Consider the following 22,333-nt stretch of genomic DNA (forward strand, 5'->3'; position numbering starts at 1 on the left):
CAATGATATTACTGGCTACCGAGTCCAGTGGGTTTCTAAAATTTTCTGGGCCAGGCCGAAATTGTAGCTCGTTGATAGGATACCGGTACTGTAGCGTCCGGCATCCGGGTTCCAGACGTAATAAGCATTCAGGGCGTTCTGATATCGGATCATGTTTTCCTGGGAGACGGATCTCGTTATATTTGCCGCTGGATTGAGGTCCCAGAGCGGCCGGGAAATAATATAGCGGCACGAGGATACGAGGTTCTCATTCTGAAGCTCATGAAGTGCGGTTCCCGAGGCGGCATGATCCGGGTGGGTATCGCTTGGGGACATTGCTTGATGAAGTGCTTGTGGATACTTGGCTTCAAAGGTCAGGATAATCTCGCGGACCGAGGCCGGAGTCACCTGACCGTCTGGAAGGTCATAGACATAAATATTATCCGTCTGGATGCCGAGGTATCTGGCTGATTCATAGAAATCCCGGACGCGCGCTTCTGTGAATTCAGCAAGCGTGATAGGTGGAAGGGTATATGCCGCGAGCCGGTCGTTTACTTCTTTAAAAGCGCCACTTGCGGCACCTTTGGTCAAAAGCACTAGGACGATGGGCTGGTAGTGGTTTTGTGCTTCCAGGACAGTAGCTCCCATGTTTAAAACCTCATCATCCGGATGCGGGACATAAAAGATAGTCGCCTGATCAGAAACCGACGTATCGGCTGAAGGCTCGGACGGGGTCGAAGGATTGTCGGAAATAACACCAGAATAATCCGGTGCCTTCGGCAACGGATTATTTTGGTTAGCTTCACTGTTTATCAGGGTCCACTTCACCCCGGCAAGAGTGATAAATACAAAGATGATCAATAACGGTATCCAATGTTTTTTTTTCATCGATCCCAAACCCATCCTGTATCAGATAGATATTCAGATACCTATTTTATATGTTCTTTCCCAAGCACCTTCTCGACAAATACTTTGGCCAGATGAGGATCAAACTGGGTTCCAGCATTTTTTAGGATTTCTTCAGCAGCGGTTTCCTCGTCTAAGGCTTTTCGGTATGGACGGCTGCTGGTCATCGCATTGTAAGCATCAGCAATCGCAACAATCCGGGCTTCCAATGGGATTTCCTCACCTTTCAGTCCCTTGGGATATCCCTTCCCGTCCCATCGTTCATGATGGGCCAGGACGTAATCCGAGAGATGCGCATACTCATTCATTGTGCTGAGGATTTCATGGCCGAGCTCCGGATGACGCTTAATTTCCGCCATCTCGGAATCAGTCAGCTTGTCCGGTTTGTGAAGAATCCTGCTGTCAAGGCTGACCTTGCCAATGTTTCTGATGAGTCCGAACATCTCAAGATTTTCAATGTTTTTCTCGCTCAATTCCAGGGTTTGACCGATTTCGGCACAAAACTTACTTACTTGGGCGGATTCTTTTTCTTCCATATCGTTCTTATGGTACAGAGTTTCCATGATGATTTCGATCAAAACATTGGTCGGTAGGTTTTTGGCTGTGCTCTTAAGCGGAGGAGTTTTTTCTGCAGCTTCTTTATAGATGAGGGCAATTTCATTTTCTTTCTTCTTTGTTGGTTCACAGCCGAAAGATAAAGGAAGGTTCAGGGCGCCTAATTTTTCCTTATCAACCAAGTCATTAATCCGGTTCACAAGAATATCGGCCTGTTTGGAGTTAGTCTTTGGCAGCAAGATCATAAATTCATTTTCACTGACTCTGGCAACGATATCGTCAACACGGCATTCCTGTTTAATTATTTCAGCGACTCTTTTGATTAGGTTGTCTCCTTCGGCATTGCCGAAGGATTTCTTTACCTCGTCCAGGTAATCAATGTCAATGATGGCCAGAGAGATCGGCAAATTTCTTTCCGTATTCAGTCTTTTAAATTCTTCCTCAAAAAACTTACGGTTGTATAAGCCCGTAAGCGGATCGTGAAAGCTTAAGAATTCAGCTTTGGCAAGTTTTTTGTTTTTCCTGGCCAGTTCTTTAAATACAAGTACGATACCTTGGATGCAGTTGTCTTTGTCCTTCACCGGTTTGGACTTACTCTTGACCGGACGTTTTTCACCCGTTTTAGAGAGCAAGACAGCATTTTTGTCAAATACAACATTTTTGCCTGTTTTAAGCACACTCAGCATGCTGCCGCCAAGCACTTCATGGGTGTCTGCGTTCAAAAGCTGAAATACCTCAGTCAGCGGTTTGTGAAGTGCTTCTTCGCTCGTCCAGCCGGTAAGCAATTCGGCCTTCTGGCTTAATAATCGTATATTGCCTTCAATATCCGTCAAGATAACAGCGTCACTGATCGATTCTAACGTCGTTTTTAACCATTCCTGATCTGGTTTCATACTCCTAATCTCCTATAAAAACTGTTTAAAACGAAAAAACAAGCTGTAACTAATATATCGTAATATTTTTTCAAATATTTAGTAATTTTTTTGGTCGGATCATTTTAAACTCCATAATGGTACCAAGTTCGCTTCGATTGACCTGGAAGTGCATGCAGTGTATAAAAAAAATGCAGAATGATTTTTTGAATTTCAAAAGTTTTACAATTAGTATGATTTTAACTTACATGATTCTCACAACAGCCGCTTGAGGGAAAATCAAAAGTCGGGATAAGTTTGATGAGGAAGGGCTGGTGGTATCCCCAGCCCTTCGCTTGTCGCAGTTAGAATTCACTTCGTTTTGGCTCACCGGTTTTCAGTATTTTTGATAGCTCCTATTTTAGCGCTTAAACCACCGGATCGAAAAGATCGTTGGTGGTGTTATCAAACGCCCTGATATCTCGCTTTAAGCTAAGCTCACCGCTGGGCGTATTAAAAATATTGCGGGCAATGATCATATCCATCACGGCCTCAGCCTCAGCCTTGGTCATATCTGCCCTTGGATTGGGCACCGTGATGGCAAACGTTTTACCACCGGCGGTCAGGAAGGTTAATCTGACAAATTTATTGTTTACAATAGCCATGCTTTCACCTCCTTTCCCGCAGATTTTGCGCGTGTTTATTCTTCGTCAATCAATTCGTAATTCTTCTGCAGCAGCACATTCGATACCGGATTCTGGCTCAGACCGTATAAGGCTGTTATCACATCGAAGAGGTCCTGCACCGCGGCATCAGGCTTCACATAATTGATGCTTTTCTTTTTGATCTCCGGGTCGCCGGCGGGTGTAGTCCCCCCGGTCTGGTAGCGCGCAGCAAGTATCGAATTTAGAGAGACCGCTATCGCTGCCATTGCCCTCAGCTCCTTTCCTCAGGATTGACAGGCCGGGCTTGTACGGCTTGTCTAATATAGTTTATGGTGAAGTATATCCGGCGGTTACCCCCGGAGGCATATATTAAAAAAGTGACACTTCTGCTCTAACCTTAATATCAGCCGCCGGCCGGAGTTGTCCAAGAATCTGAGGCGCCTCAGATTCTTGGACAACCCTGTTATAGGAGGTTTTTCACATTTGTAAGCCTGTCCTCATATTCTGTAAGTGAGGAGAAATTGAAAGCGAGGACCTGAAGCTGTCATGAGCCATTTGATAGACATGAACGATGTGATGATAGAACGTACGCCGCATTTAATCGCGGCTGAGATTAACCTGATCAAATACCAGACCAATCATATCGTGCTTACCAATACCATCGAGATTGGGCGGCGGCTGACGGAGGCCAAGAAGCTGATCCCCTATGGGGGATGGGGCAAATGGCTGAAGGAGTCGGTCAACTACTCCCAGAGCACGGCCGAAAAAATGATGCGTCTCTACCAAGCTTACGGCGACAAGCAGCCCCTTGCCCAGAGCGCCGGCGAACAATCGCAGGAAATTCCGAATCTAAGCTATACGCAGGCATACATCCTCTTAGGCGTCCCGGAGGAGGAACGGAAAGCGTTCATCGCAGAAATTGATATCGTAGACATGTCTACCCGTGAATTGCAAAAGGCGGTTGATGAACGGACCCAGGCAGAGCAGGAAAAGAATAAGGCCTTGGAGCAGAAAGCGGAACTCCGGCAAGCCCTGGATGACGAAAAGGAGAAGAACGAACGGCTGACCAAGGCGAACACCAATCTGAGCAAGAATGCGCAAGCGTTGTATAATGCCAATATCGAGCTCGAAAAAAAGAGCGGTAAGCAGCAGAATGAGCTGGATTCGCTCAAAAAAAGCACATCTTACGGCTTCGTCGACCGGCTGAGAAAGGACCTCGACAGCGCTTCTGTCAAGGTGAAGTCCAATAAAATCGCTTTTCTTTACGAGAACCTGGAAAGAACCATTAAGGAACTGAAGTGGGAGCTGGAGCAGATCGGTGCGGACGATCCGGATACCTTTGTCGCTTATAAGAACAATGTCTATGAGTCTCTGATTCAGTGGACGAGGGATACGTTGTGGAATAAAAATTATTAATTTATTCTGGTGGGAAAGTGAGCAAATTATTTAACTGGTTTATTAATTCCTGATATTGATTGTCATCAATGGCCTTAATTATGGACTTTTTGACTGTTGGCAATTATTAGGATATAATTGAATCAAAGAAAGCATTACCATAAAATACAGAGGTGATGAGCGTGACTATTACAGATATAAAAGAGGTAGTTAGTCAGGTTGCATCTGCATATCCGGTACTTTATATTGATTTATTTGGCTCATATGCAAATGATGAGGCTACAGACGATTCGGACGTAGACCTGCTTGTATACTTTGATGAAAAAGTTGCAAGTTTATTTGATGTGTCAGGACTTAAGCTCGATATTCAGGATATATTGAACACCAAAGTGGATGTAGTTGCCGGACCTCTTAAAGAGAATAGCTACATCACTATTGACAAAAAGGTAAGAATCTATGAAGCATAGGGATATTCAACTACTGAAAAAAATCATATCCGAATGCAAAGATGTTATACGGTATACAAATGAAATCGGTGAAAAAGGGTTTCTCAAAAGCGATATTTTCCAGAAGGCAACGGCAATGTCGCTTCTTAATATAGGTGAGCATGCTAATGCCCTGACAAGAGAGTTGTGGACGGAGTACAAGGATATTCAGTGGAGAAAGATTATTGATCTTAGAAACATCGTAGCACATGGATATGGTGAATTAAGAATGGAGCTTATTTGGAATTTATCGCAAAAAGAAATTCCGGATTTAATGAGACAGCTTGAAGATCTGCTGAATAGATTTGAATAACAACAAGTAGGGACGCAGCCTGAAATACACACAGCTGCGTTTTAATTTTTTTGAGGTAACGTCACCCTGGTTCAGCTTGTCCTTATGAGAATGTTTTATTTTAATCGTATCTCATAAAGCTCCTTGGTTCCTGATTTTTTAACGTAAAGCTTATAACTTTCAGCGTCTGCTGGCAATTCGTATACCCAATTCCCATTTTCTGTGATACCCGGAGAAAGTTCCCGGTAATCCAGATAATATACCATTGGCGGTCAACTTTAATCAATTGAACATCGATTGATTTTTCCACATAAGATTCCTGAATTGTTTTCTGGTATTTTTGCATGGCAGACACCAGCATAGAAATTTTCGGATTGATCTCCGGAAGCACCGGTCTGATGAAGGGAAAAAGTTCTATTACCTGTATTATTTGCTTCATAATTCCTATGATCATTAGAAAACCAGCAAAAACCCAGTTTGCATCCAAATGCCCTCTATCATTAGGGGGCTTAAATATTTCCGAATTTTTGCCGAGTTTTTGCCGATTATTTAAGGCTGAAGAAATTATACTTAACCTATAGTCGTCACCAAAAAACAAGGGGGGGATTATCTTATTGGAAGTTCAAATTAAAAAAAGTATCATTTTCTAACTTTAAAAAAAGAAAGAGAGGCGTAAATTCAAATGTCAATCACACAGATTACCAGGGAATTTCTAGGATTATCTTCTGACACAAAACCTACTAACGTTACAACAGGCTCGAAATTTATCGAACTTGATACAAAGAAAGTATTCATTTTTGACGGTTCATCTTGGTACCTTAATCCTATGCCAGTTATGGTAACTGATTCACTTCCAACGGGGTCAAATATAATTGGGAAAGTCGGAATAGACTCTGGAAATAATGGGGTTTCGATAATTGGGAGTTTAGCGAACGATGTAACCTTCCACAATGCTGCAATAGTAGCGGCAGACGGAACAATTCTAACGGTCGGTGGATACAAGACTTTAACGGTTGAGATATACGGCACATCAACATCCAGAACCATTGCCTTCATCGGAAGAGGCCCAAGCGGAACAGACAGGGCGATTATGGGTGTAAGATTATCTGATCTGTCCACTGGTTCTAGTACGACAGGAACGGGCGAAATCTGGCAGTTTGATATTACTGGTTTATCCTCCGTCTTCGTGGATTTACAGGCTGTAGCAGGTGGAAATGTAACCGCTAAAGGAAGGGTGGTGGCATAAAAATGAATATTATTTCGCTTGCAAAGGCAAACGAGGCATCATCTATTTCAAATAGTCGTGGCATCAACCCTTTATATCCACCATCTCCCTTAACTGCGGCAATCGGCGATGGCGTAACAGATGATTATGCTGTACTAGCTACAATACTTACAAATTACGATTGTCTATTTATGCCAGCTAACACAACTTTTAAAATTACAGATACTTTAAATTTTGAAGGAAAAACCGTACTTGGCGCAGACAGGTTGACTTCTAAAATTATTCAAGATACTTTAACAAAACCAGTTGTTTATATCGGCGGCGTTTGCCATATTGCTGATTTATATATTGGACATAGTAGTCTACCATCATCACCTTTAGCTACTGGTCTTGAAGTTGGATCAACTGTTCAGGATGGTTCAGTAATCGAACGGCTCTACCTTGAAAATAACTCAGACGGAATATTTAACAGTGATAGTAACAACTACAATGTTTTTAGTACGACAATCCGTGATCTTAGAATAACCAGATTTAATCATTCAGGATTATGGCTTGGAGGTCTTGGAAATACCGGTTGCTATATTTCAAATGTGTATCTGGTAAACTGGGACGATTACAACGCTGGAACAAAACTATCTGCTGATTGTGGTGTTTATCTTAGGGGGTATACTGATGGTATCATAGGTCAGCTTAATATAGAACATGGTTATTATGACCAAGGATTGGTAACTGTAGTCTGCGACAATCTAAAATTTAACAGCCTCCATTTTGAAGGTTATGTTGCTAATGTTGATTATAACGGAATGATCTATGTAGGTGGCGGCACAATCTGTTTCGATGTTATAACTGCTGTATTTAATACCTTTGATATCTCAAATTTTTCCGATTACAGTTTTATTAAAATTGATACCGATGCCAAAATATTTATCAAATCAGTACTAATGCGAAACAATACTAAAACAGGATCGCCTACGCTTAGGCGATTCTATGGTGCTAGTACTCAAATTGCTGGCGCAGGAATTTATGTCGATTTCTATAGCTCAGATTTATTTATTGGAAGCGATTATTTCCAGGTAAACACACAAGGAAACCCCGTACTGAAGAAACTTAATAATTCTGTTTATTTTAGCCAATACAAAGGCAATAGCCCGATAGCTCTAGCAACTTCCGGAACAATTGCTGTAACAATGACCGATTCCGAGGTTTTCACAATAACTCCTGGCGGCACGTGTACCTTTAATGCATCAGGTGGCTACGCCGGGAAAAGATGCAGCTTTATTATTACCACTAGCGGGACAACATCATATACCTTAACCTGGGGGACAAACTTCAAGACAACGGGAACATTAGCAACTGGTGCAACCACATCGAAAGTTTTTGTGGTTAATTTCGTCTGTACCGATGGAACAAACTGGGTTGAAACTGGAAGAACTGTAGCAATGTAACTTCGCTAGAAACCCAGTTTACGAACCAAGTTTAATGGGCTGACAGATAACTGGCTCGTTCAGCAACCTGTATGTATGGCGTAAATGCAGTATAGCCAAAAAGAAAAATGAGGCCCTTCTGAGGGCCTCTAAAAAACTTAAGAAATCGTATATACCAGAGAAAAGCAATCACATTTTGCTAAAGTCAGAATTTGGCTTGATTCAACCTTATTTCAATAAAATCTCATAAAGCTCTCTGGTTCCTGATTTTTTAACGTAAAGCTTATAACTTTCAGCGTCTGCTGGCAATTCGTATACCCAATTCCCATTTTCTGTGATGCCCGGAGAAAGTTCCCGGTAATCCAGATAATTGTCAATGGTATTCGTGCTGTCGGCATAGGTCTTATACTCGCGGTTTTTATGATCGACCACGATTAAATCAGGCGGAAAGGTGAATGCTTTGTTAGTCATGTTGGTGACGTCGGCATTAATGATCACGAACTTCGCGCCATCTTTGGCGGCTCTGTCATAACTATATTTTGAGCTGATTGTTTGTTTTTCTTCTACATGATTCACTCTGAGTTTAATCGAGGTAAGGATGATTTCATCGCCAACAGCTTTGGGGATAATAGTCAAGTTCTCTTTTTTAGCTTGTTCCATGAAGCTGTTTGTTCCCTGACCGGCACCATCAGAAGATGAATTGATATTCTTGTTTAATTCCTTGGTAACCAAAATGAAATTAGACAGAAAAACATCTAAGAGCTCATCACTTGGTTGGGAGATATACCAGTGGCGATTAACTTTGATTAATTGAACATTGATAGATTTTTCCACATAAGATTCTTGAATAGTCGCCTTGTGTTTTTGCATGGCAGACATCAGCATTTGTTCTATTTCTTCGTCCTTTATCTCAGAACCTGTGATGGCTGAAGTAAAAGCTTCAGTAAATACATCCTGCAGCACTGCCTTAAGAAGGGGTTCGCCGTTCATATACTTTATATCAACAGTGAGGGTAGCTTGATCATTTTCTATTTTCGGCTCCTTTACAGTGTATGTAATTTTCGCCGCGTTTTCTTGGAAATAGTCCAAAAAATATTTTTGAGACTGGCTTTTACCGTCTTCGCCATCCCTCATGAGATCTAAAATTTTTGTTTTACTGTTTGAGTCTGTTGGATCCACTATCGAAGCCATTTGGGGTAAGTCAAACTTCTTGCCGGCCTCAATAAAGGAGGTTACCGTTGATTCCGGGCTGGGAATATTGGCACAACCGGCAATAAAAAACATTCCGATGATTAATAAGAGGCCTGTTAGTTTTTTCATTTTTTCCTCCCCTTTTTTACCTTTCAAGATATATCGTTTTCAGGTCTTGATGAACCATTATGACATTGTTTTAAATAACTATTTCCAGATATAATTCTTATGTTATAATACAATAAATTATAGAAAATATAAATAAAGAAATTTTACTATTAAATGATAGGGAAGAGGATAAGCATTATGAAAACCAAAGAAGGGTATTTGGTCAGAGAAATTGCCGATTGTTATATTGTCGTTCCAGTCGGGGAACGTGTTATTGAATTCAAGGGGATTATGACGCTTAACGATACAGGGAATTTTATTTGGCGGTGTCTGACCGAAGATATATCTTACAATCAATTGTTGACTTCTATTTTGGATGAATATGAAATCGATGAGGTCACAGCCAAAGCGGACCTGGATGATTTTATTCAGAGTGCCCGTGAAAGCGGAGTGCTGGAGGAATAAATATGGAGAATAATAATAACGAGATTGCCCGGAAGTGGGAAAGCTCGGAAATGACCCTGGCAGGATATGCTGCCCAAAGACATGTACCTTTGGGTGGGACTTTTGAATTAACGGCTCGATGTAATCTAAAGTGTAAAATGTGCTATATACGCTTGGATAAAGCGCAGATAGATCTTATCGGCAGGGAAAAGACCGCTGATGAGTGGATTACCCTTGGAAAAGAAGCCATTCAAGCTGGAACACTAAACCTATTGATTACCGGCGGGGAACCACTATTGCGCCCTGATTTTGCAGAGATATATTCAGCGTTGACCATGATGGGATTTATTATTACGTTAAATACCAATGCAACACTTATCAATAGTGAAATACTTAAACTTTTTAAGAAATATCCACCTACTGCGACAAATGTAACATTGTACGGGGCTACTCCCGAAACATATCAGTCTATTTGCGGCAACCGGGAAGCATTTTACAATACAATAAGCGGTCTGGAAATGTTAGCAGATATCCCAACGGTTCTCGAAGTTCGTACAACTTTTATTAAGGACAATCGGCATGAATTAAATGCCCTTCGTAAGATAGCTAACCGTTACACCAGACGCTTTGCTATTAATACAAAAGTGAATAAGGCTGTGCGTGGAGCTTGTTCCGATGCAGAAAACTGCAGACTAACACCAGCTCAGTTATTTGATTTAGCTGAAGAGAACGGGGAATATTATCGATCTCTAAATAGTGAAACAGAATTTGCTTTGGAAAAAAATATGGATACTGATAATTATATTCATGCACTAGAGCATTCTCATCTTCCTCCTCAAATTCTTACTTGTCTTGCAGCAAAATCAATGTACTGGATTACCTGGGATGGGAAAATGCTTCCATGTGGTTCGTTCACCAGTCCTTACACATTACCTTTTAAAGAGGGGTTTCAATCTGCTTGGGACCGGTTGCCAACTTTGTTTGAGAAGATAAAACTCCCACAGGAATGTATGAAGTGTGAATATGTAAATGGACAATGCTCCAACTGTCCAGCAATTCTTCAATCAGAGTCAGGTTCTTTTTACAAAATTTCATCATACATTTGTGAAATTGCACAAGAGCGGTCGAAACGACGTAAAAAATTAAAATAGGACTAGACAGAATTTGGATTATATGATAGTTTGAATTTAGTTATATGTTTTTTGTGAGGTGTTTTCTATGAAAAAAGAATATACTAAGCCAATGCTTGATGCCAAGGAGTATGCTCAGTTTGAAAGTGTATTTGCTGATTGTAACAAGGGAAATGCTGGTGTAGGCTGCATTGACAATGTTACGGATTGGACTCCAACTGGTTCATCTTATGCTGCATTTGGTGAACAAAAAGGACCAAAATAAATCAATAACAAAAAAGGCACACATTGTGTGTCTTTTTTAATTACAAGGGGATAAATGATGCCAAAGTTCTCTATTGGAGATTTAATAATAAATATATTGGCTCCTGATTGGGCAATACATGAAAACTTTAAATTATTTACGACTAAAGAGGGAGAACCTGATATCGAATGCCAGGTTATTTTTCAGGAACATCAGGATATTTCTGTTGAAGGGGCTCAATTGATCATGGAAACACCTAAGAATAAAATATATGAAATAAACGGAAATATCTTAAATATTAGCGGAGATAGAAAAGCTTACAGCATAACATCTAAGGATTGGTCAACGTATAAAATATATATTAATTCGGAGTATAATAATCCAAATAATGAAGAGATTATTCAAAAAGTTAAAAATGGAATTTTAGCATCTTTACGCGATTTACTAGTTGGAGCATTGGCACAAAAAAATGGTTTAATTATTCATTCCAGCACTATTATCTGGCAGGATAAGGGGATTGTATTCCCTGCGCCTTCAGATACCGGAAAAACTACACATACCCTCTTATGGCAGCAAATGTATCAAACACCGGTTTTGGATGGGGATGTTACTGCCTGTAGGATTAATAATGATACTCCGGTAGTCTATGGCCTTCCATGGTGCGGTACATCGGGTCAATTTATCAATGCCAGCGTCCCTCTTGGGGCAATCGTATTTCTTCAGCAGTCTCAAGAGAACAGTATTATAAAGCTTGATTTTCAGGAAGCATTTCTGCGGCTTACCGCAAGATGTTTTCTTTTGCCTTGGAACCAAAGATTGATGGATCAATACTTAGATACGATTCAAAGAATTGTAGGAAAAGTTAGTTGTTATCTATTGAATTGTCTGCCAAACCAAGAATCAGTAGAGTTGGTGAAGGAATGCCTGAAAAAACAATAAACCGAAATTTTATTCCGGCTATTGTATGGTCAAATGCGTTGCTGCCTATTTTAGCTGAAGGGCATCTGCTGAGATTGCCTATTGAAGGGTTAAGTATGTATCCTTTGCTTGTAGGGAGAAGGGACGAAGTGCTTCTGGCGGATGTCACAGGTAAGAAACTTCGACGAGGTGATATTGTCCTATATGTCCGACAAGATGGGACCCATGTCTTGCATCGGATCCATCATGTTAACCTAAATAATTACTATATGTTTGGTGATGCTCAGACATGGATTGAAGGTCCAATAAATCAAGATAATGTTCTGGGAGTTGCTATTTCAGTGATCAGAAAGGGAAAAACAATTGAATGCAATTCGTTTGGATATCGGTTTATATCCCAGATATGGATGGTAATGCGTCCTGCTAGACCCTTGATCCTAAAAATCATTGATCGTATACCGATTATTGTTAAAATATTGAATATTATCCTGCGTCCAATTCATTCAAAATAACTTTATGCACAAGGTCGACGGCTTCTTGATCCGGTCGGCATTGCAAAAGGTAGATAGGGGTAGAAGCCATGATGCAGGCGATGTGATCGAGTGCCAGATCCATTGAACGCCGGTCATGGTAAGGCAAAAGAAAGCGGGGCAGCAGGCAGGAGGATAATTCCGGCTCCCGGAGCCTGCGCAGCCTGTTCTCCTCACTTTGTTCAAGTACAAATATCGCCTGCAGCGGGGCGCTGTTATTCCGATGTTTATGGCTCGAACCGCACCAGGGAGTGCCATGGATGGTGATTTTATCTACAGATCGTTTCAATATCGGGGTGTCATCATTGATGACAGCAGCCCCCCTATAGGCTTCCCACAGCTGAGCTTGGGTCGATTTTCCGGTTCCGGACGGAGCGGTAAATGCAATTCCTTTATCCTGCCACTTGATCGCGGAAGCATGGAGAATAATCCCTTGATGGAGTAGAATCAGATTGCGGATCACAATATTGCTGAAAAACTTAAAAACTGCAAGCTGCTGGTCGGAGAGATCCTTGATGTATTCGATAGATACCTGCCGCCAGTCCTCTGCAGCCGTTAATTTGCAGACAGGCCCGAAAGGGTAGAGCGGGGTGGAAAGATAAACGGAAAATCCATCTTCATTTTCATCGTGAGTATACCATTTTAAACCGTCTTCATATAGAAACCTTCCCTGAGGAGGGGACACCTCGGAACATTGCAGGAAATCCACCTCGCAGTCCGCAGCTCCATCAGATTCAGATACGTAAAACGTAAATTCTTCGGGCATGTTTTTTAAATCAGTTTGAAAGTCGATAATCAATCCCGCGATATCATAGCGCATCAAGCAAATCTCCGATCCTATAAATAACACAAGAGCCTGGCATTCTGTCAGGCTCTTAAAATATTACTTTACAATACGGATATTAAAAACCTTTGATACCGTCGCCAAGACCAATCGCAGATAAAATCTTACCAAAAGTATCTTCTGCTAATTTCTTTGAGTCTTCCGTGGAAAAGGAACCTCCGGCAAATCTTTCTTCCGGTCGTAATGAAGTAATCGCACCTTCAGGTTTGACATAGTTTTTTTTCATTCGGATCATCCTCTCTAAGTAAAAACAGCTTAAACGAAAATTAACAAATTGTTAATGACAAATGATTACTGTGTAATTGTAAAAATAGACATTTATATATAATAAGAATAATACATGGAATTCAATTTGGCAAGGATGGAATTATCTAATTTCATAAATATTTTTCGTCTACCCCATAGCCATAGCTTTGCAGTTGCCATTTAAAAAAATGCAGTAACCGGCAGAATCAATTTGTTAGTCATCTCAATGTAGAACAAGCTGGAAATCATACCATATAATGTAATAAATATATAATAAGGAAGGTTATCCTATGGATGTTACGAGTAATGTCCAAATATTGGGCAGTCCGTTCACAAAATCAACCTTTGCAAAAAATGTCTGGGATATGCAAGTCTTTAACGGGCATATATATCTAGGGCATGGAGATTTTAATACAAGCTCAGGCCCAATTCCAGTTATTTATTTTGACCCTGCAACAAGTAAATTTGTGACGCATTTTACTGTGGATGAAGAAGAAATAAACGTATTCAGAGTAGTTAATGGTAAGCTATTCATTCCAGGGATAGACGCCAGAGACGACTGGAATTTTGGAAATATTTATGCCATAGGAAGTAATAATAGCTGGATAAAATACAGAACGGTTCCTCAGGCAGCTCATGTTTTTGATATCGCTTACTTTCATGGTAAACTTTATACGGTCACAGGTACAACAGGAACATGTTGGGGAGAGGTCTTAGTATCAGAAGATATGGGGGTTTCATGGCAAAGCCAAGTCCCGGGCAATGCATCAAACTGGCTGTTTACAGGAAATTGGGGGATATCGTTATTTGAATTGGGTGGAAAGCTCTATGCCGCAGGAAGAATGCTTTTTTTATCCCCAGCGGAGCTTGCAGGAAACAGTGGGAACTATGCCAGATTTGTGGAGATAGATGGTGATAATGCGCAAATACAACTTTACTCAAAATATTTTGCACCTGGAATAGACCTTCGGTATGGTTACTACCTCAAAAAGAACATTGTATTTCATAATCAGCTCGTATTTATTTGTCAAAACAGGATCGCTTCGAATTGGAAGCCGAATTCGATGTATGCTGCCATTTCGTTGGATAAATCAAGAAAAATTGTTTTCCCTGAGACTTCGGCGGTTCCGGCAGATATTCTGAATAGAGATTCTTCAATTTACGTCTTAACTTTTATCAAAACCGCATCCAAAAATTACACCAATATCATTTACAAATCGAGTGACCTCGAAAATTGGACTGAGGTATTTAGATTCAATACCGATACCTTTGCCAGATCATTTGAAGAACTGAATGGGCACTTTTATTTTGGCCTAGGATGCGATGCTGACTATGTTTCTCCTAATACCGGAAACATCTTGAAGGTTGCACAAGGAGCATATTAACCGCGCTGAAGGCCTATTAAACAAAACGCCTATACCTTGGTATAGTAGGGTTCACTAAAGACCCATTTTGCCAAACACCATTAAGGTGTTTTCTTTATTTTATTGATTTCCGAATTCTTGCCGTGTTTTTGCCGTTTATCAAAGCTCTAAGACTTTCTTCGATTCGCAGCTGAGTATACCCTGCTTCTGGTTTATATATGTTGCCCATATTATTATGTAAATGGTATATTATTTATATCCATTTGCATTTAATTCAGAAAGCTTATATATTTGGAATACTTGAGATGTTTATTTTTGACAAGCAAATTTTCTAGTATTCATGTAATTAAATGAACGATTGGAAATATCATACAAAATATTTTCGCAAGAAGAAGGAAATTTTTCATTAGCTGTCGAAAAGTAGCTGAAAAACAAGTGAATGAAGAGCAAAAATGCGAATAAAGAGCCAATCTGATGGAGTGTGAAATTTTTGATCAATAACATATTAGTCACCGGCGGTGCCGGCTATATTGGCAGTCATACTGTTAAGGTATTGCAGGAAAAAGGCTTCTCGGTCGTCGTTCTAGACAGTCTGATTACGGGGAATTTGAAGTCTTTAGGGTCGGATGTTAAGTATTACCATGGAGATATCGCTGATCGAAGTTTTGTTCTTAATATTGTAAAAAATGAAAATATTGAAGCAGTCATCCACTTTGCTGCCTGCAGCATTGTTAGTGACTCTATGAAGCATCCAGATTTTTATTTCACAGAAAATGTAGCAAAAACGAATCGTTTCATTGCATCACTCCTTATGGGCGGTGTGGATAAAGTTGTGTTCTCTTCTACAGCAGCGACTTATGGCATTCCTCAAACCGTACCAATTCCAGAGACTGCCTTGCCTCAGCCCTTAAATCCATATGGGGTTTCAAAATTAATGATTGAACAGATGCTTTATTGGATGGAATTATCCTATGGTCTGAAATGGATCGCCTTACGATATTTTAATGCAGCAGGGGCTATGCTTGATGGCTCAATTGGAGAAGACCATGAGGTAGAGACGCATCTAATCCCGCTGGTTTTAAAAACTGCTTTAGGCCAGAGAGATGCAATTAGTATTTTTGGGAATGATTATGATACGCCTGACGGAACGTGTATCCGTGATTATATTCACGTTCTGGATCTTGCTGAGGCACATATTGCAGCATTAAATGCTCTTGAGAAAAACAAAAAAAGTGTCATATATAATGTCGGGACAGGAGACGGCTACTCTGTTTCAGAAGTCATTGAGACGGCTAGAAGAATAACGGGGAAAGAAATAAAAACGATTGTTGCCCCGCGCCGGCATGGGGATCCCGATCAATTAATTGCAAAAGTTGATAAAATCAAGACAGAACTTGAGTGGACTTCGTGTTATAGTGAATTGGAAACGGTTATAGGCAGCGCTTGGGAATGGCATAGAAAACATCCAAAGGGTTTTCGAGGATAAATATGAAAGATATAACCAATTTGAATATGTTATTTGAAGGGGAGTAAAGTTAAGGTGGAAAGTAAGGTTGCTACACAGGTTTCAACTTGGAATGAGATTAATAGTATTGAAAAAACGTTTCCAATCTGGAAAAGAGCTTTCGATATATTGTTTTCGTTATTTGCATTAATTGTTACAGCACCCATTACAATTTTTATCAGTGTAGTAATACTTATTTCTGACGGGAAGCCGGTAACCTTTAAGCAAAGGAGACTGGGGAGGAACGGAGATCTTTTTGATATTGTGAAATTCCGTACGATGTGCAAGAATGCTGAGGAAGTTCTGCAAAAAGATCCGGAAATATTTAAGAAGTACGTGGAAAATGATTACAAACTTCCAGAAGGGGAAGACCCGAGAATTACAAAACTAGGTAAATTCTTACGCAAAAGCAGTTTGGATGAGCTGCCGCAGTTTTGGAATGTCTTAAAAGGGGATATGACGGTTGTCGGGCCGCGGCCAATCGTTCCGATGGAGCTTGAAGAGTATGGGAACAATAAAAATTTGTTTTTATCGATGAAGCCTGGAATCACCGGCGTCTGGCAGGTATCAGGCAGAAGTGATATCGGTTACCCGGAAAGAATTTATTTGGAGTTGAGCTACATTCAAAAGCAAGGTGCGTTTTTTGACATAGGTGTGATTTTTCAAACAATTTTTAAGGTATTTAAGCGTTCGGGCGCGCATTAACCCCTTTTCGGAATACATATGTTGGAGGTCACTTTGAATATATTAATTATTTCTGATGTTTATGTTCCGAATGCCAACTCGTCTGCAATATTAATGAGAGATTTGGCATTAAGTTTTGTTAAACGGGGAATGAGTGTCGATGTGTTAACGTTATTAGAAACGAACATAGAGGGAATGGCTGTCCAGGAATCGTTAACAATCGACTCGGAAACTGAAATACGTGTATTACGGGTCGGTAATTTAAAGAAAAAGAAAGTTGGGCTAATTCGCAGGGGGTTAAGCGAAATCTTACTGCCAACTTCCTTTTATAGAGGTTTTAAGGAATATTTAAGTGATAGAAAGCCAGATATCATTGTTTGTTATGCTCAGCCAATCACATTGGAAAGAACCCTGAAGAAAATCAAGAAAAGATATGGCTCGAAAATATATTTAGTGCTTCGGGATGTATTTCCCCAGTGTGCGGTTGATGTAGGGGCTATAAAGCAAGGGCTTGTTTTTGCTTTCTTTAAAAAAATTGAGAAAGAACTTTATCGGGTTTCTGATTTCATTGGAGTCCAGTCTGCAAATGACTTAAAGATTTTATCGGATGATTACAGTTGCTACAAAGATAAAATTGAACTCAAATATAATTGGATAGATGTTGAGCCTTACGAACAGAAGGAAATAAAAAGAGATTTCCGCAATGAGTTTGGAATCGAGAAAAGAATGATTTGTCTTTATGCCGGAAATATTGGAAAATATCAGGAGTTAACTTTCCTTGGGGAACTAATAGAACGAAACCAAGATAAGTCGGATGCGGTTTTTCTGATTGTTGGTTCCGGTAGTGAAAGCGTGAATTTAAGAGAAAAATATGGGCATCTTCCGAATGTAATGTTTAAAGAATTTATTAGTCCTGAAGATTATCCTGACCTTGTCAGACAATGTGATATTGGGCTCATCAATCTGAATCGGAGTCTTACAGTACATAATATTCCTGGTAAGCTTATGGGGTATTGGAGTGCTAAACTTCCTGTTTTAGCATCGATTAATCCCGGAAATGATCTGTTTGAATTAATTGTGGATGCCGATGGAGGGTTGTGTTCTATTACTGGAGATTTAGAATCTTATCTTGCTAATTTTAATCGACTATATGAAAGTCGAAAGCTAAGAGAGAAAATGGGAATGTCAGGCTATTGTTTTGTTCAGGATCATTTCTCCGTGGATATGGCAAGGGATAAAATTATAGAACATTTTGTAGGAGTTGAAAGAAATGTTTAATGGCAGAATTTTGTTAATTACCGGAGGAACCGGATCTTTCGGAAATGCTGTCCTAAAAAGGTTTTTAAATACAGACATAGGGGAAATACGAATTTTTTCCCGCGATGAAAAAAAACAGGACGATATGCGTAAAGAACTAAAAAATGATAAGGTGAAGTTCTTTATAGGAGATGTAAGGGATTACCAAAGTGTTGCAGCGGCAATGCATGGTGTGGATTATATATTTCATGCTGCTGCTCTTAAGCAAGTCCCTTCTTGTGAGTTCTTTCCAATGGAAGCGGTAAAAACAAATGTGATAGGGACAGAAAATGTTTTAAACGCAGCGATTGCCTTTGGTGTAAAAAAAGTCATCTGCTTGTCGACGGATAAGGCGGTCTATCCGATTAATGCTATGGGTATTTCGAAAGCAATGATGGAAAAGATCATGGTTGCAAAATCTCGTACAGTTGACTCTTCCAAAACAATTATTTGCGGTACGCGATATGGTAATGTGATGGCTTCCCGTGGATCGGTCATACCGCTATTCGTCCAACAAATAAAGTCTGACGGTCCGCTGACAGTGACAGACTCCAATATGACACGTTATTTGATGTCGATCGATGATGCGGTGGAACTTGTACTTTTTGCATTTAAGCACGCCAATCAGGGGGATTTATTTATTCAGAAGGCCCCCGCTTCAACAATTGCTGATTTGGTTCTCGCAGTAAAAGAAATATTTCAAGCCAATAATGAAGTTAAGATCATCGGGACCCGGCATGGCGAGAAAGTGTATGAAACACTTCTCTCCCGTGAGGAAATGGCTAAAGCAGAAGATCTTGGGGATTATTACAGAATACCGGCAGATACGAGAACTTTGAATTACGATCAATACTTTGAGTCAGGGGATGAGAGCCTTAGTGCCAGTCTGGAATACAATTCCCATAACACACAGCGTCTCGATATCCCTGCGGTGAAAGAACTGCTTTTAAGTCTTGACTATATCCAAAGTGAGCTGAAGGAGTGGAAAAACGGGTGAAAAAAGTTCTTGTTACCGGGGCAAACGGCTTTATTGGGGGGAATTTGATTACTGCGCTGAACGGAAATGCAGAGATTTTGAAATATGATATTGAAAATACTTTGGAAGAACTTAAGGCTTTTGTACGCGAGGCCGATTTCATTTTCCATCTGGCCGGAGTCAACAGGCCCCTTGAAGTGAGTGAATTTAATGCTGGAAATAAAGGTTTTACAGAATTGATTTTAGAGATTCTGAAAGACAATGACTTAAACACGCCAGTACTTATGACATCGTCTACACAGGCTGTATTAGATAATCCATATGGCCAAAGTAAGAAAGATGCAGAAAGTCTGATGTTTGAATATAGCGCGCAGACTGGAGCTCAAGTATTTGTTTACCGGTTGCCGAATGTTTTCGGCAAATGGTGCCGCCCAAACTATAATTCAGTGGTAGCGACTTGGTGTTATAACGTCTCCCACGGGCTTCCAATACAAATTAATAATCCTGATACGGAATTAAATCTTGTCTATATCGATGATGTTATACAGGAGTTTATCGGGGCTTTAAACGGTTCAGCATCCAGAATCGATACCGGATTTTGTTTTATCTCAAGAACATTTTCTACTACATTAAGACAGCTCGCTGATATGTTGAATACTTTTAAAGAAAGCCGGAATTCACTGATTATGCCGAGCTTGGAAGGCGATTTTGAACGTTTTTTGTATGCGACCTATCTTTCTTATCTTGCGAAAGATGATTTTTGCTATGATTTGGAAATGAAAGAAGATCAAAGAGGCTGGCTCGCCGAATTTTTCAAGTCACCGAGTATGGGGCAAATCTTTATTTCCCGTACAAAACCTGGCATAACACGTGGAAACCACTGGCATCATACCAAGGTGGAGAAGTTTCTTGTCATTGAGGGTGAGGCAGTCATCAGGTTCAGACAAATCAGCGGGCAGGAAGTTATTGAATATAACGTTTCGGGGGATAGACTTCAAGTATTGGACATTCCTCCAGGCTACACACATTCAATCCAAAATGTTGGAAATACCGATGTTCTTACATTATTTTGGGCAGATGAGATCTTTAACCAGGAAAGACCTGATACCTTTTATTTGGAGGTTTAACTGATATGGCAAAGCTAAAATTAATGACAATCCTCGGTACACGGCCTGAAATAATCCGTCTGTCAGCAGTGATTAAAGCCTGTGACCGTTATTTTGACCACAAGCTTGTGCATACCGGACAAAATTGGGATTATACATTGAATCAGGTGTTTTTTGAAGATCTGGGCCTGCGGGAGCCGGACTATTATCTGGACAGTGTCGGTAAGGATCTTGGAGAGACCATGGGTAACATCATTGCCAAGTCCTATGAAGTATTGCAAAAAGAAAACCCGGATGCCTTATTGATCTTAGGAGATACCAACTCTGCATTGGCGGCAATTTCCGCAAAACGATTGAAGATACCAATCTTTCATATGGAAGCCGGCAACCGCTGCTTCGATCAAAATGTTCCGGAGGAAATCAACCGGAAGATAGTTGATCACATCTCGGATATTAATTTAACGTATACAGAGCATTCCCGCAGATACTTATTATCTGAGGGATTTCGTAAAGATCATATCTTTGTCACCGGTTCTCCGATGCAGGAAGTCCTGCAGGAACATATGTCAAAAATTGATGCCAGTAATGTGCTTGAAGAATTAAACCTCGAATCAGGGAAGTATATTCTGGTTTCCGCTCACAGAGAAGAAAATATTGATCAGGAACAAAACTTTTTATCTTTGATGACCGCTATCAACAACACTGCGGAACGCTATGGAATGCCGGTGATTTACTCAACCCACCCGCGCAGCAGGAAATTCATCGAAGAACGCAAGTTTACTTTTCATCCGTTAGTACATAGTGTCAAGCCTTTTGGTTTTTTAGATTACAATAAGCTGCAGAAAAATTCATTTTGCGTACTGTCCGACAGTGGGACACTATCAGAAGAAAGTGCTATACTGGGCTTTGCCGGCATTTTACTCCGCACGTCCACAGAAAGACCGGAAGTTTTGGATAAGGGTACAGTCATTATCGGCGGCATAACCAGCAATGATATTGACCAAGCCATCGAATTGGCCAAAGCAATGCAGGAGAATAATGAGCCAACGGTATTGGCAACGGATTATGTTGATGCTAACGTATCAGTAAAAGTAGTCAAATTGATCCAAAGTCATACCAAGATAGTGAATCGGGTTGTGTGGGGAAAGGAATAAAATTGTTCATATTGCTTTAAATAATCTAGAAATTCATTTAGAAAATAATGTATAGGTAGAATTTTGAGTTATTATGTTCGGAGGAACAAAAAATTGGTGATCGTGTAGAAGTATTGGTAAATATGAATCATAGAAAACGGTTATAACTCTATCAGATGGATAAATTTATACTTTACTCCAATTATTCTAATTATTTTAATAGTATGAGGTTTGCATAAAATGATGAGAAGAATAGCAAAAATTTTCTTATTGGTATCAAAAGCATGGTGGAAAATAATCATGATGCCATTTGTTAAATCGATGTTTGCGGATTGCGGCCATAATGTCAGAATAGGCCGAAATGGTAGTTTTAATTACAATCATATTCATCTTGGTGATAATGTCTTTATTGGCGATCATGCATGTTTTATTTGTGCGATCGCTCATATTTATATTGGGAATCATGTAATGTTTGGGCCACATGTCTTTGTTATTACAGGTGGCCATCGAACTGATATTATTGGAAGGTATATGGATGAAATAGGAAATAATGAGAAAAGACCTGAGGATGATAAGGACATTATCATCGAGGATGATGTATGGATAGGCACAAATTCAGTGATATTGAAAGGTATACATGTCGGTAGGGGGAGTGTTATTGCTGCCGGCAGCGTTGTCACAAAAGATGTTCCGCCATATACTTTTGTGGGTGGGATCCCCGCAAAAGTATTAAAAATGCGATTTTCTGAAGAACAAATATGTGAGCATCATGCATTACTAGAACAAAATGACAATCTCGCGCGGTAAGTAGTATTGTCAGTAAAAGTATATGAAATAA

General features: G+C 40.2%; 26 protein-coding genes. 18 read left to right on the plus strand and 8 right to left on the minus strand.

All coding sequences use genetic code 11. From position 1 onward, the window contains the following. Positions 1 to 15 precede the first annotated feature (15 nt). The 4 genes from OKX56_RS03275 to OKX56_RS03290 all read right to left on the minus strand — a co-directional run bounded on the left by OKX56_RS03275 (position 16) and on the right by OKX56_RS03290 (position 3,222). Positions 16 to 867, minus strand: a complete 852-nt coding sequence (locus OKX56_RS03275; protein WP_242836929.1) for a PIG-L deacetylase family protein — start codon at positions 865 to 867, stop codon at positions 16 to 18. Between the two features lie 41 nt (positions 868 to 908). Further along, entirely contained in the window at positions 909 to 2,333 is a 1,425-nt protein-coding gene (locus OKX56_RS03280; protein ID WP_025205885.1) for an HD-GYP domain-containing protein, read from the minus strand. Positions 2,334 to 2,719: 386 nt separating this feature from the next. Beyond that, positions 2,720 to 2,956: a DUF2922 domain-containing protein gene (locus OKX56_RS03285; RefSeq protein ID WP_015045211.1), complete on the minus strand. Its 237-nt coding sequence runs from the start codon at positions 2,954 to 2,956 to the stop codon at positions 2,720 to 2,722. A gap of 35 nt (positions 2,957 to 2,991) precedes the next feature. Next, positions 2,992 to 3,222 (minus strand): DUF1659 domain-containing protein, encoded by a 231-nt coding sequence (locus OKX56_RS03290; RefSeq protein WP_015045210.1) that lies wholly within the window; start codon positions 3,220 to 3,222, stop codon positions 2,992 to 2,994. Positions 3,223 to 3,502: 280 nt separating this feature from the next. On the opposite strand from OKX56_RS03290, the gene OKX56_RS03295 reads away from it, so the two are divergent. From OKX56_RS03295 to OKX56_RS03305, 3 genes are all read left to right on the plus strand, one after another. Next, positions 3,503 to 4,372, plus strand: coding sequence for a DUF3102 domain-containing protein (locus tag OKX56_RS03295; protein ID WP_144020306.1), 870 nt, complete (start codon positions 3,503 to 3,505; stop codon positions 4,370 to 4,372). 155 nt (positions 4,373 to 4,527) lie between these two features. After that, on the plus strand, positions 4,528 to 4,818 hold the full coding sequence (locus tag OKX56_RS03300) for a nucleotidyltransferase family protein (RefSeq protein WP_242871541.1): 291 nt from the start codon (positions 4,528 to 4,530) through the stop codon (positions 4,816 to 4,818). Next, on the plus strand, positions 4,808 to 5,149 hold the full coding sequence (locus tag OKX56_RS03305) for a HepT-like ribonuclease domain-containing protein (RefSeq protein WP_015045207.1): 342 nt from the start codon (positions 4,808 to 4,810) through the stop codon (positions 5,147 to 5,149). Before OKX56_RS03300 ends, OKX56_RS03305 begins: the two co-directional genes overlap by 11 nt. 100 nt (positions 5,150 to 5,249) lie before the next feature. Here OKX56_RS03305 and OKX56_RS03310 read toward each other — a convergent pair whose 3' ends face one another. Continuing rightward, on the minus strand, positions 5,250 to 5,615 hold the full coding sequence (locus OKX56_RS03310; protein ID WP_015045206.1) for a hypothetical protein: 366 nt from the start codon (positions 5,613 to 5,615) through the stop codon (positions 5,250 to 5,252). A gap of 195 nt (positions 5,616 to 5,810) precedes the next feature. Here OKX56_RS03310 and OKX56_RS03315 point away from each other — a divergent pair, with 195 nt between their 5' ends. Both OKX56_RS03315 and OKX56_RS03320 read left to right on the plus strand, forming a co-directional pair. Then, on the plus strand, positions 5,811 to 6,374 hold the full coding sequence (locus OKX56_RS03315) for a hypothetical protein (protein ID WP_025205884.1): 564 nt from the start codon (positions 5,811 to 5,813) through the stop codon (positions 6,372 to 6,374). Positions 6,375 to 6,376: 2 nt separating this feature from the next. After that, entirely contained in the window at positions 6,377 to 7,798 is a 1,422-nt protein-coding gene (locus OKX56_RS03320; RefSeq protein WP_025205883.1) for a hypothetical protein, read from the plus strand. 207 nt (positions 7,799 to 8,005) lie between these two features. Here the strand turns inward: OKX56_RS03320 and OKX56_RS03325 are convergent, their stop codons facing one another. After that, the gene (locus OKX56_RS03325; RefSeq protein WP_025205882.1) at positions 8,006 to 9,097 is read right to left on the minus strand and encodes a DUF4352 domain-containing protein; all 1,092 of its coding nucleotides are present in this window, start codon (positions 9,095 to 9,097) and stop codon (positions 8,006 to 8,008) included. A 177-nt stretch (positions 9,098 to 9,274) separates the two neighbouring features. Here OKX56_RS03325 and OKX56_RS03330 point away from each other — a divergent pair, with 177 nt between their 5' ends. From OKX56_RS03330 to OKX56_RS03350, 5 genes are all read left to right on the plus strand, one after another. Beyond that, positions 9,275 to 9,541: a PqqD family protein gene (locus OKX56_RS03330; protein WP_287895640.1), complete on the plus strand. Its 267-nt coding sequence runs from the start codon at positions 9,275 to 9,277 to the stop codon at positions 9,539 to 9,541. Positions 9,542 to 9,543: 2 nt separating this feature from the next. Next, positions 9,544 to 10,671, plus strand: a complete 1,128-nt coding sequence (locus OKX56_RS03335; protein WP_025205881.1) for a radical SAM protein — start codon at positions 9,544 to 9,546, stop codon at positions 10,669 to 10,671. 67 nt (positions 10,672 to 10,738) lie between these two features. Next, positions 10,739 to 10,915, plus strand: a complete 177-nt coding sequence (locus tag OKX56_RS03340; protein ID WP_158407247.1) for a hypothetical protein — start codon at positions 10,739 to 10,741, stop codon at positions 10,913 to 10,915. Between the two features lie 54 nt (positions 10,916 to 10,969). Continuing rightward, the gene (locus OKX56_RS03345; protein WP_242836928.1) at positions 10,970 to 11,833 is read left to right on the plus strand and encodes a hypothetical protein; all 864 of its coding nucleotides are present in this window, start codon (positions 10,970 to 10,972) and stop codon (positions 11,831 to 11,833) included. Beyond that, entirely contained in the window at positions 11,815 to 12,324 is a 510-nt protein-coding gene (locus OKX56_RS03350; protein ID WP_025205879.1) for a S24/S26 family peptidase, read from the plus strand. Before OKX56_RS03345 ends, OKX56_RS03350 begins: the two co-directional genes overlap by 19 nt. Here OKX56_RS03350 and OKX56_RS03355 read toward each other — a convergent pair. Together OKX56_RS03355 and OKX56_RS03360 are read right to left on the minus strand one after the other, a co-directional pair. After that, complete coding sequence (locus OKX56_RS03355) at positions 12,296 to 13,162, minus strand: hypothetical protein (RefSeq protein ID WP_287895643.1); 867 nt, start codon at positions 13,160 to 13,162, stop codon at positions 12,296 to 12,298. The genes OKX56_RS03350 and OKX56_RS03355 overlap by 29 nt on opposite strands. A gap of 82 nt (positions 13,163 to 13,244) precedes the next feature. Then, positions 13,245 to 13,412 carry a hypothetical protein gene (locus OKX56_RS03360; protein ID WP_287895644.1) on the minus strand — a complete coding sequence of 56 codons (168 nt, stop codon included), beginning with the start codon at positions 13,410 to 13,412 and terminating at the stop codon, positions 13,245 to 13,247. A 310-nt stretch (positions 13,413 to 13,722) separates the two neighbouring features. Here OKX56_RS03360 and OKX56_RS03365 point away from each other — a divergent pair, with 310 nt between their 5' ends. The 8 genes from OKX56_RS03365 (at position 13,723) to OKX56_RS03400 (ending at position 22,302) form a co-directional block, all read left to right on the plus strand. After that, positions 13,723 to 14,817 (plus strand): hypothetical protein, encoded by a 1,095-nt coding sequence (locus OKX56_RS03365; protein WP_287895645.1) that lies wholly within the window; start codon positions 13,723 to 13,725, stop codon positions 14,815 to 14,817. A gap of 472 nt (positions 14,818 to 15,289) precedes the next feature. Next, on the plus strand, positions 15,290 to 16,282 hold the full coding sequence (gene galE, locus OKX56_RS03370; RefSeq protein ID WP_287895673.1) for a UDP-glucose 4-epimerase GalE: 993 nt from the start codon (positions 15,290 to 15,292) through the stop codon (positions 16,280 to 16,282). 54 nt (positions 16,283 to 16,336) lie between these two features. After that, a complete protein-coding gene (locus OKX56_RS03375; protein ID WP_287895646.1) occupies positions 16,337 to 17,005 on the plus strand; it encodes a sugar transferase in 669 nt (222 codons plus the stop codon). Between the two features lie 33 nt (positions 17,006 to 17,038). After that, positions 17,039 to 18,262 (plus strand): glycosyltransferase family 4 protein, encoded by a 1,224-nt coding sequence (locus tag OKX56_RS03380; protein ID WP_287895647.1) that lies wholly within the window; start codon positions 17,039 to 17,041, stop codon positions 18,260 to 18,262. Beyond that, entirely contained in the window at positions 18,255 to 19,277 is a 1,023-nt protein-coding gene (locus OKX56_RS03385; protein WP_287895648.1) for a polysaccharide biosynthesis protein, read from the plus strand. Before OKX56_RS03380 ends, OKX56_RS03385 begins: the two co-directional genes overlap by 8 nt. After that, positions 19,274 to 20,383, plus strand: coding sequence for a polysaccharide biosynthesis C-terminal domain-containing protein (locus OKX56_RS03390; RefSeq protein WP_287895649.1), 1,110 nt, complete (start codon positions 19,274 to 19,276; stop codon positions 20,381 to 20,383). Before OKX56_RS03385 ends, OKX56_RS03390 begins: the two co-directional genes overlap by 4 nt. Positions 20,384 to 20,388: 5 nt before the next feature. Next, the gene (gene wecB, locus OKX56_RS03395) at positions 20,389 to 21,516 is read left to right on the plus strand and encodes a non-hydrolyzing UDP-N-acetylglucosamine 2-epimerase (RefSeq protein ID WP_287895650.1); all 1,128 of its coding nucleotides are present in this window, start codon (positions 20,389 to 20,391) and stop codon (positions 21,514 to 21,516) included. A gap of 219 nt (positions 21,517 to 21,735) precedes the next feature. Continuing rightward, the gene (locus OKX56_RS03400; protein ID WP_287895652.1) at positions 21,736 to 22,302 is read left to right on the plus strand and encodes an acyltransferase; all 567 of its coding nucleotides are present in this window, start codon (positions 21,736 to 21,738) and stop codon (positions 22,300 to 22,302) included. Positions 22,303 to 22,333 lie beyond the last annotated feature (31 nt).

The organism is Dehalobacter sp. (assembly GCF_030063005.1).
GTDB lineage: Bacteria > Bacillota > Desulfitobacteriia > Desulfitobacteriales > Syntrophobotulaceae > Dehalobacter > Dehalobacter restrictus.

Coding starts and splice junctions, on each gene's coding strand:
- OKX56_RS03320 (WP_025205883.1), top strand. CDS start 6,377: ATGAATATTATTTCGCTTGCAAAGGCAAACGAGGCATCATCTATTTCA.
- OKX56_RS03325 (WP_025205882.1), bottom strand. CDS start 9,097: ATGAAAAAACTAACAGGCCTCTTATTAATCATCGGAATGTTTTTTATT.
- OKX56_RS03280 (WP_025205885.1), bottom strand. CDS start 2,333: ATGAAACCAGATCAGGAATGGTTAAAAACGACGTTAGAATCGATCAGT.
- OKX56_RS03330 (WP_287895640.1), top strand. CDS start 9,275: ATGAAAACCAAAGAAGGGTATTTGGTCAGAGAAATTGCCGATTGTTAT.
- OKX56_RS03300 (WP_242871541.1), top strand. CDS start 4,528: ATGAGCGTGACTATTACAGATATAAAAGAGGTAGTTAGTCAGGTTGCA.
- OKX56_RS03355 (WP_287895643.1), bottom strand. CDS start 13,162: ATGCGCTATGATATCGCGGGATTGATTATCGACTTTCAAACTGATTTA.
- OKX56_RS03345 (WP_242836928.1), top strand. CDS start 10,970: ATGATGCCAAAGTTCTCTATTGGAGATTTAATAATAAATATATTGGCT.
- OKX56_RS03305 (WP_015045207.1), top strand. CDS start 4,808: ATGAAGCATAGGGATATTCAACTACTGAAAAAAATCATATCCGAATGC.
- OKX56_RS03315 (WP_025205884.1), top strand. CDS start 5,811: ATGTCAATCACACAGATTACCAGGGAATTTCTAGGATTATCTTCTGAC.
- OKX56_RS03360 (WP_287895644.1), bottom strand. CDS start 13,412: ATGAAAAAAAACTATGTCAAACCTGAAGGTGCGATTACTTCATTACGA.
- OKX56_RS03400 (WP_287895652.1), top strand. CDS start 21,736: ATGATGAGAAGAATAGCAAAAATTTTCTTATTGGTATCAAAAGCATGG.
- OKX56_RS03295 (WP_144020306.1), top strand. CDS start 3,503: ATGAGCCATTTGATAGACATGAACGATGTGATGATAGAACGTACGCCG.
- OKX56_RS03335 (WP_025205881.1), top strand. CDS start 9,544: ATGGAGAATAATAATAACGAGATTGCCCGGAAGTGGGAAAGCTCGGAA.
- wecB (WP_287895650.1), top strand. CDS start 20,389: ATGGCAAAGCTAAAATTAATGACAATCCTCGGTACACGGCCTGAAATA.
- OKX56_RS03385 (WP_287895648.1), top strand. CDS start 18,255: ATGTTTAATGGCAGAATTTTGTTAATTACCGGAGGAACCGGATCTTTC.
- OKX56_RS03350 (WP_025205879.1), top strand. CDS start 11,815: ATGCCTGAAAAAACAATAAACCGAAATTTTATTCCGGCTATTGTATGG.
- OKX56_RS03275 (WP_242836929.1), bottom strand. CDS start 867: ATGAAAAAAAAACATTGGATACCGTTATTGATCATCTTTGTATTTATC.
- OKX56_RS03285 (WP_015045211.1), bottom strand. CDS start 2,956: ATGGCTATTGTAAACAATAAATTTGTCAGATTAACCTTCCTGACCGCC.
- OKX56_RS03290 (WP_015045210.1), bottom strand. CDS start 3,222: ATGGCAGCGATAGCGGTCTCTCTAAATTCGATACTTGCTGCGCGCTAC.
- OKX56_RS03340 (WP_158407247.1), top strand. CDS start 10,739: ATGAAAAAAGAATATACTAAGCCAATGCTTGATGCCAAGGAGTATGCT.
- OKX56_RS03365 (WP_287895645.1), top strand. CDS start 13,723: ATGGATGTTACGAGTAATGTCCAAATATTGGGCAGTCCGTTCACAAAA.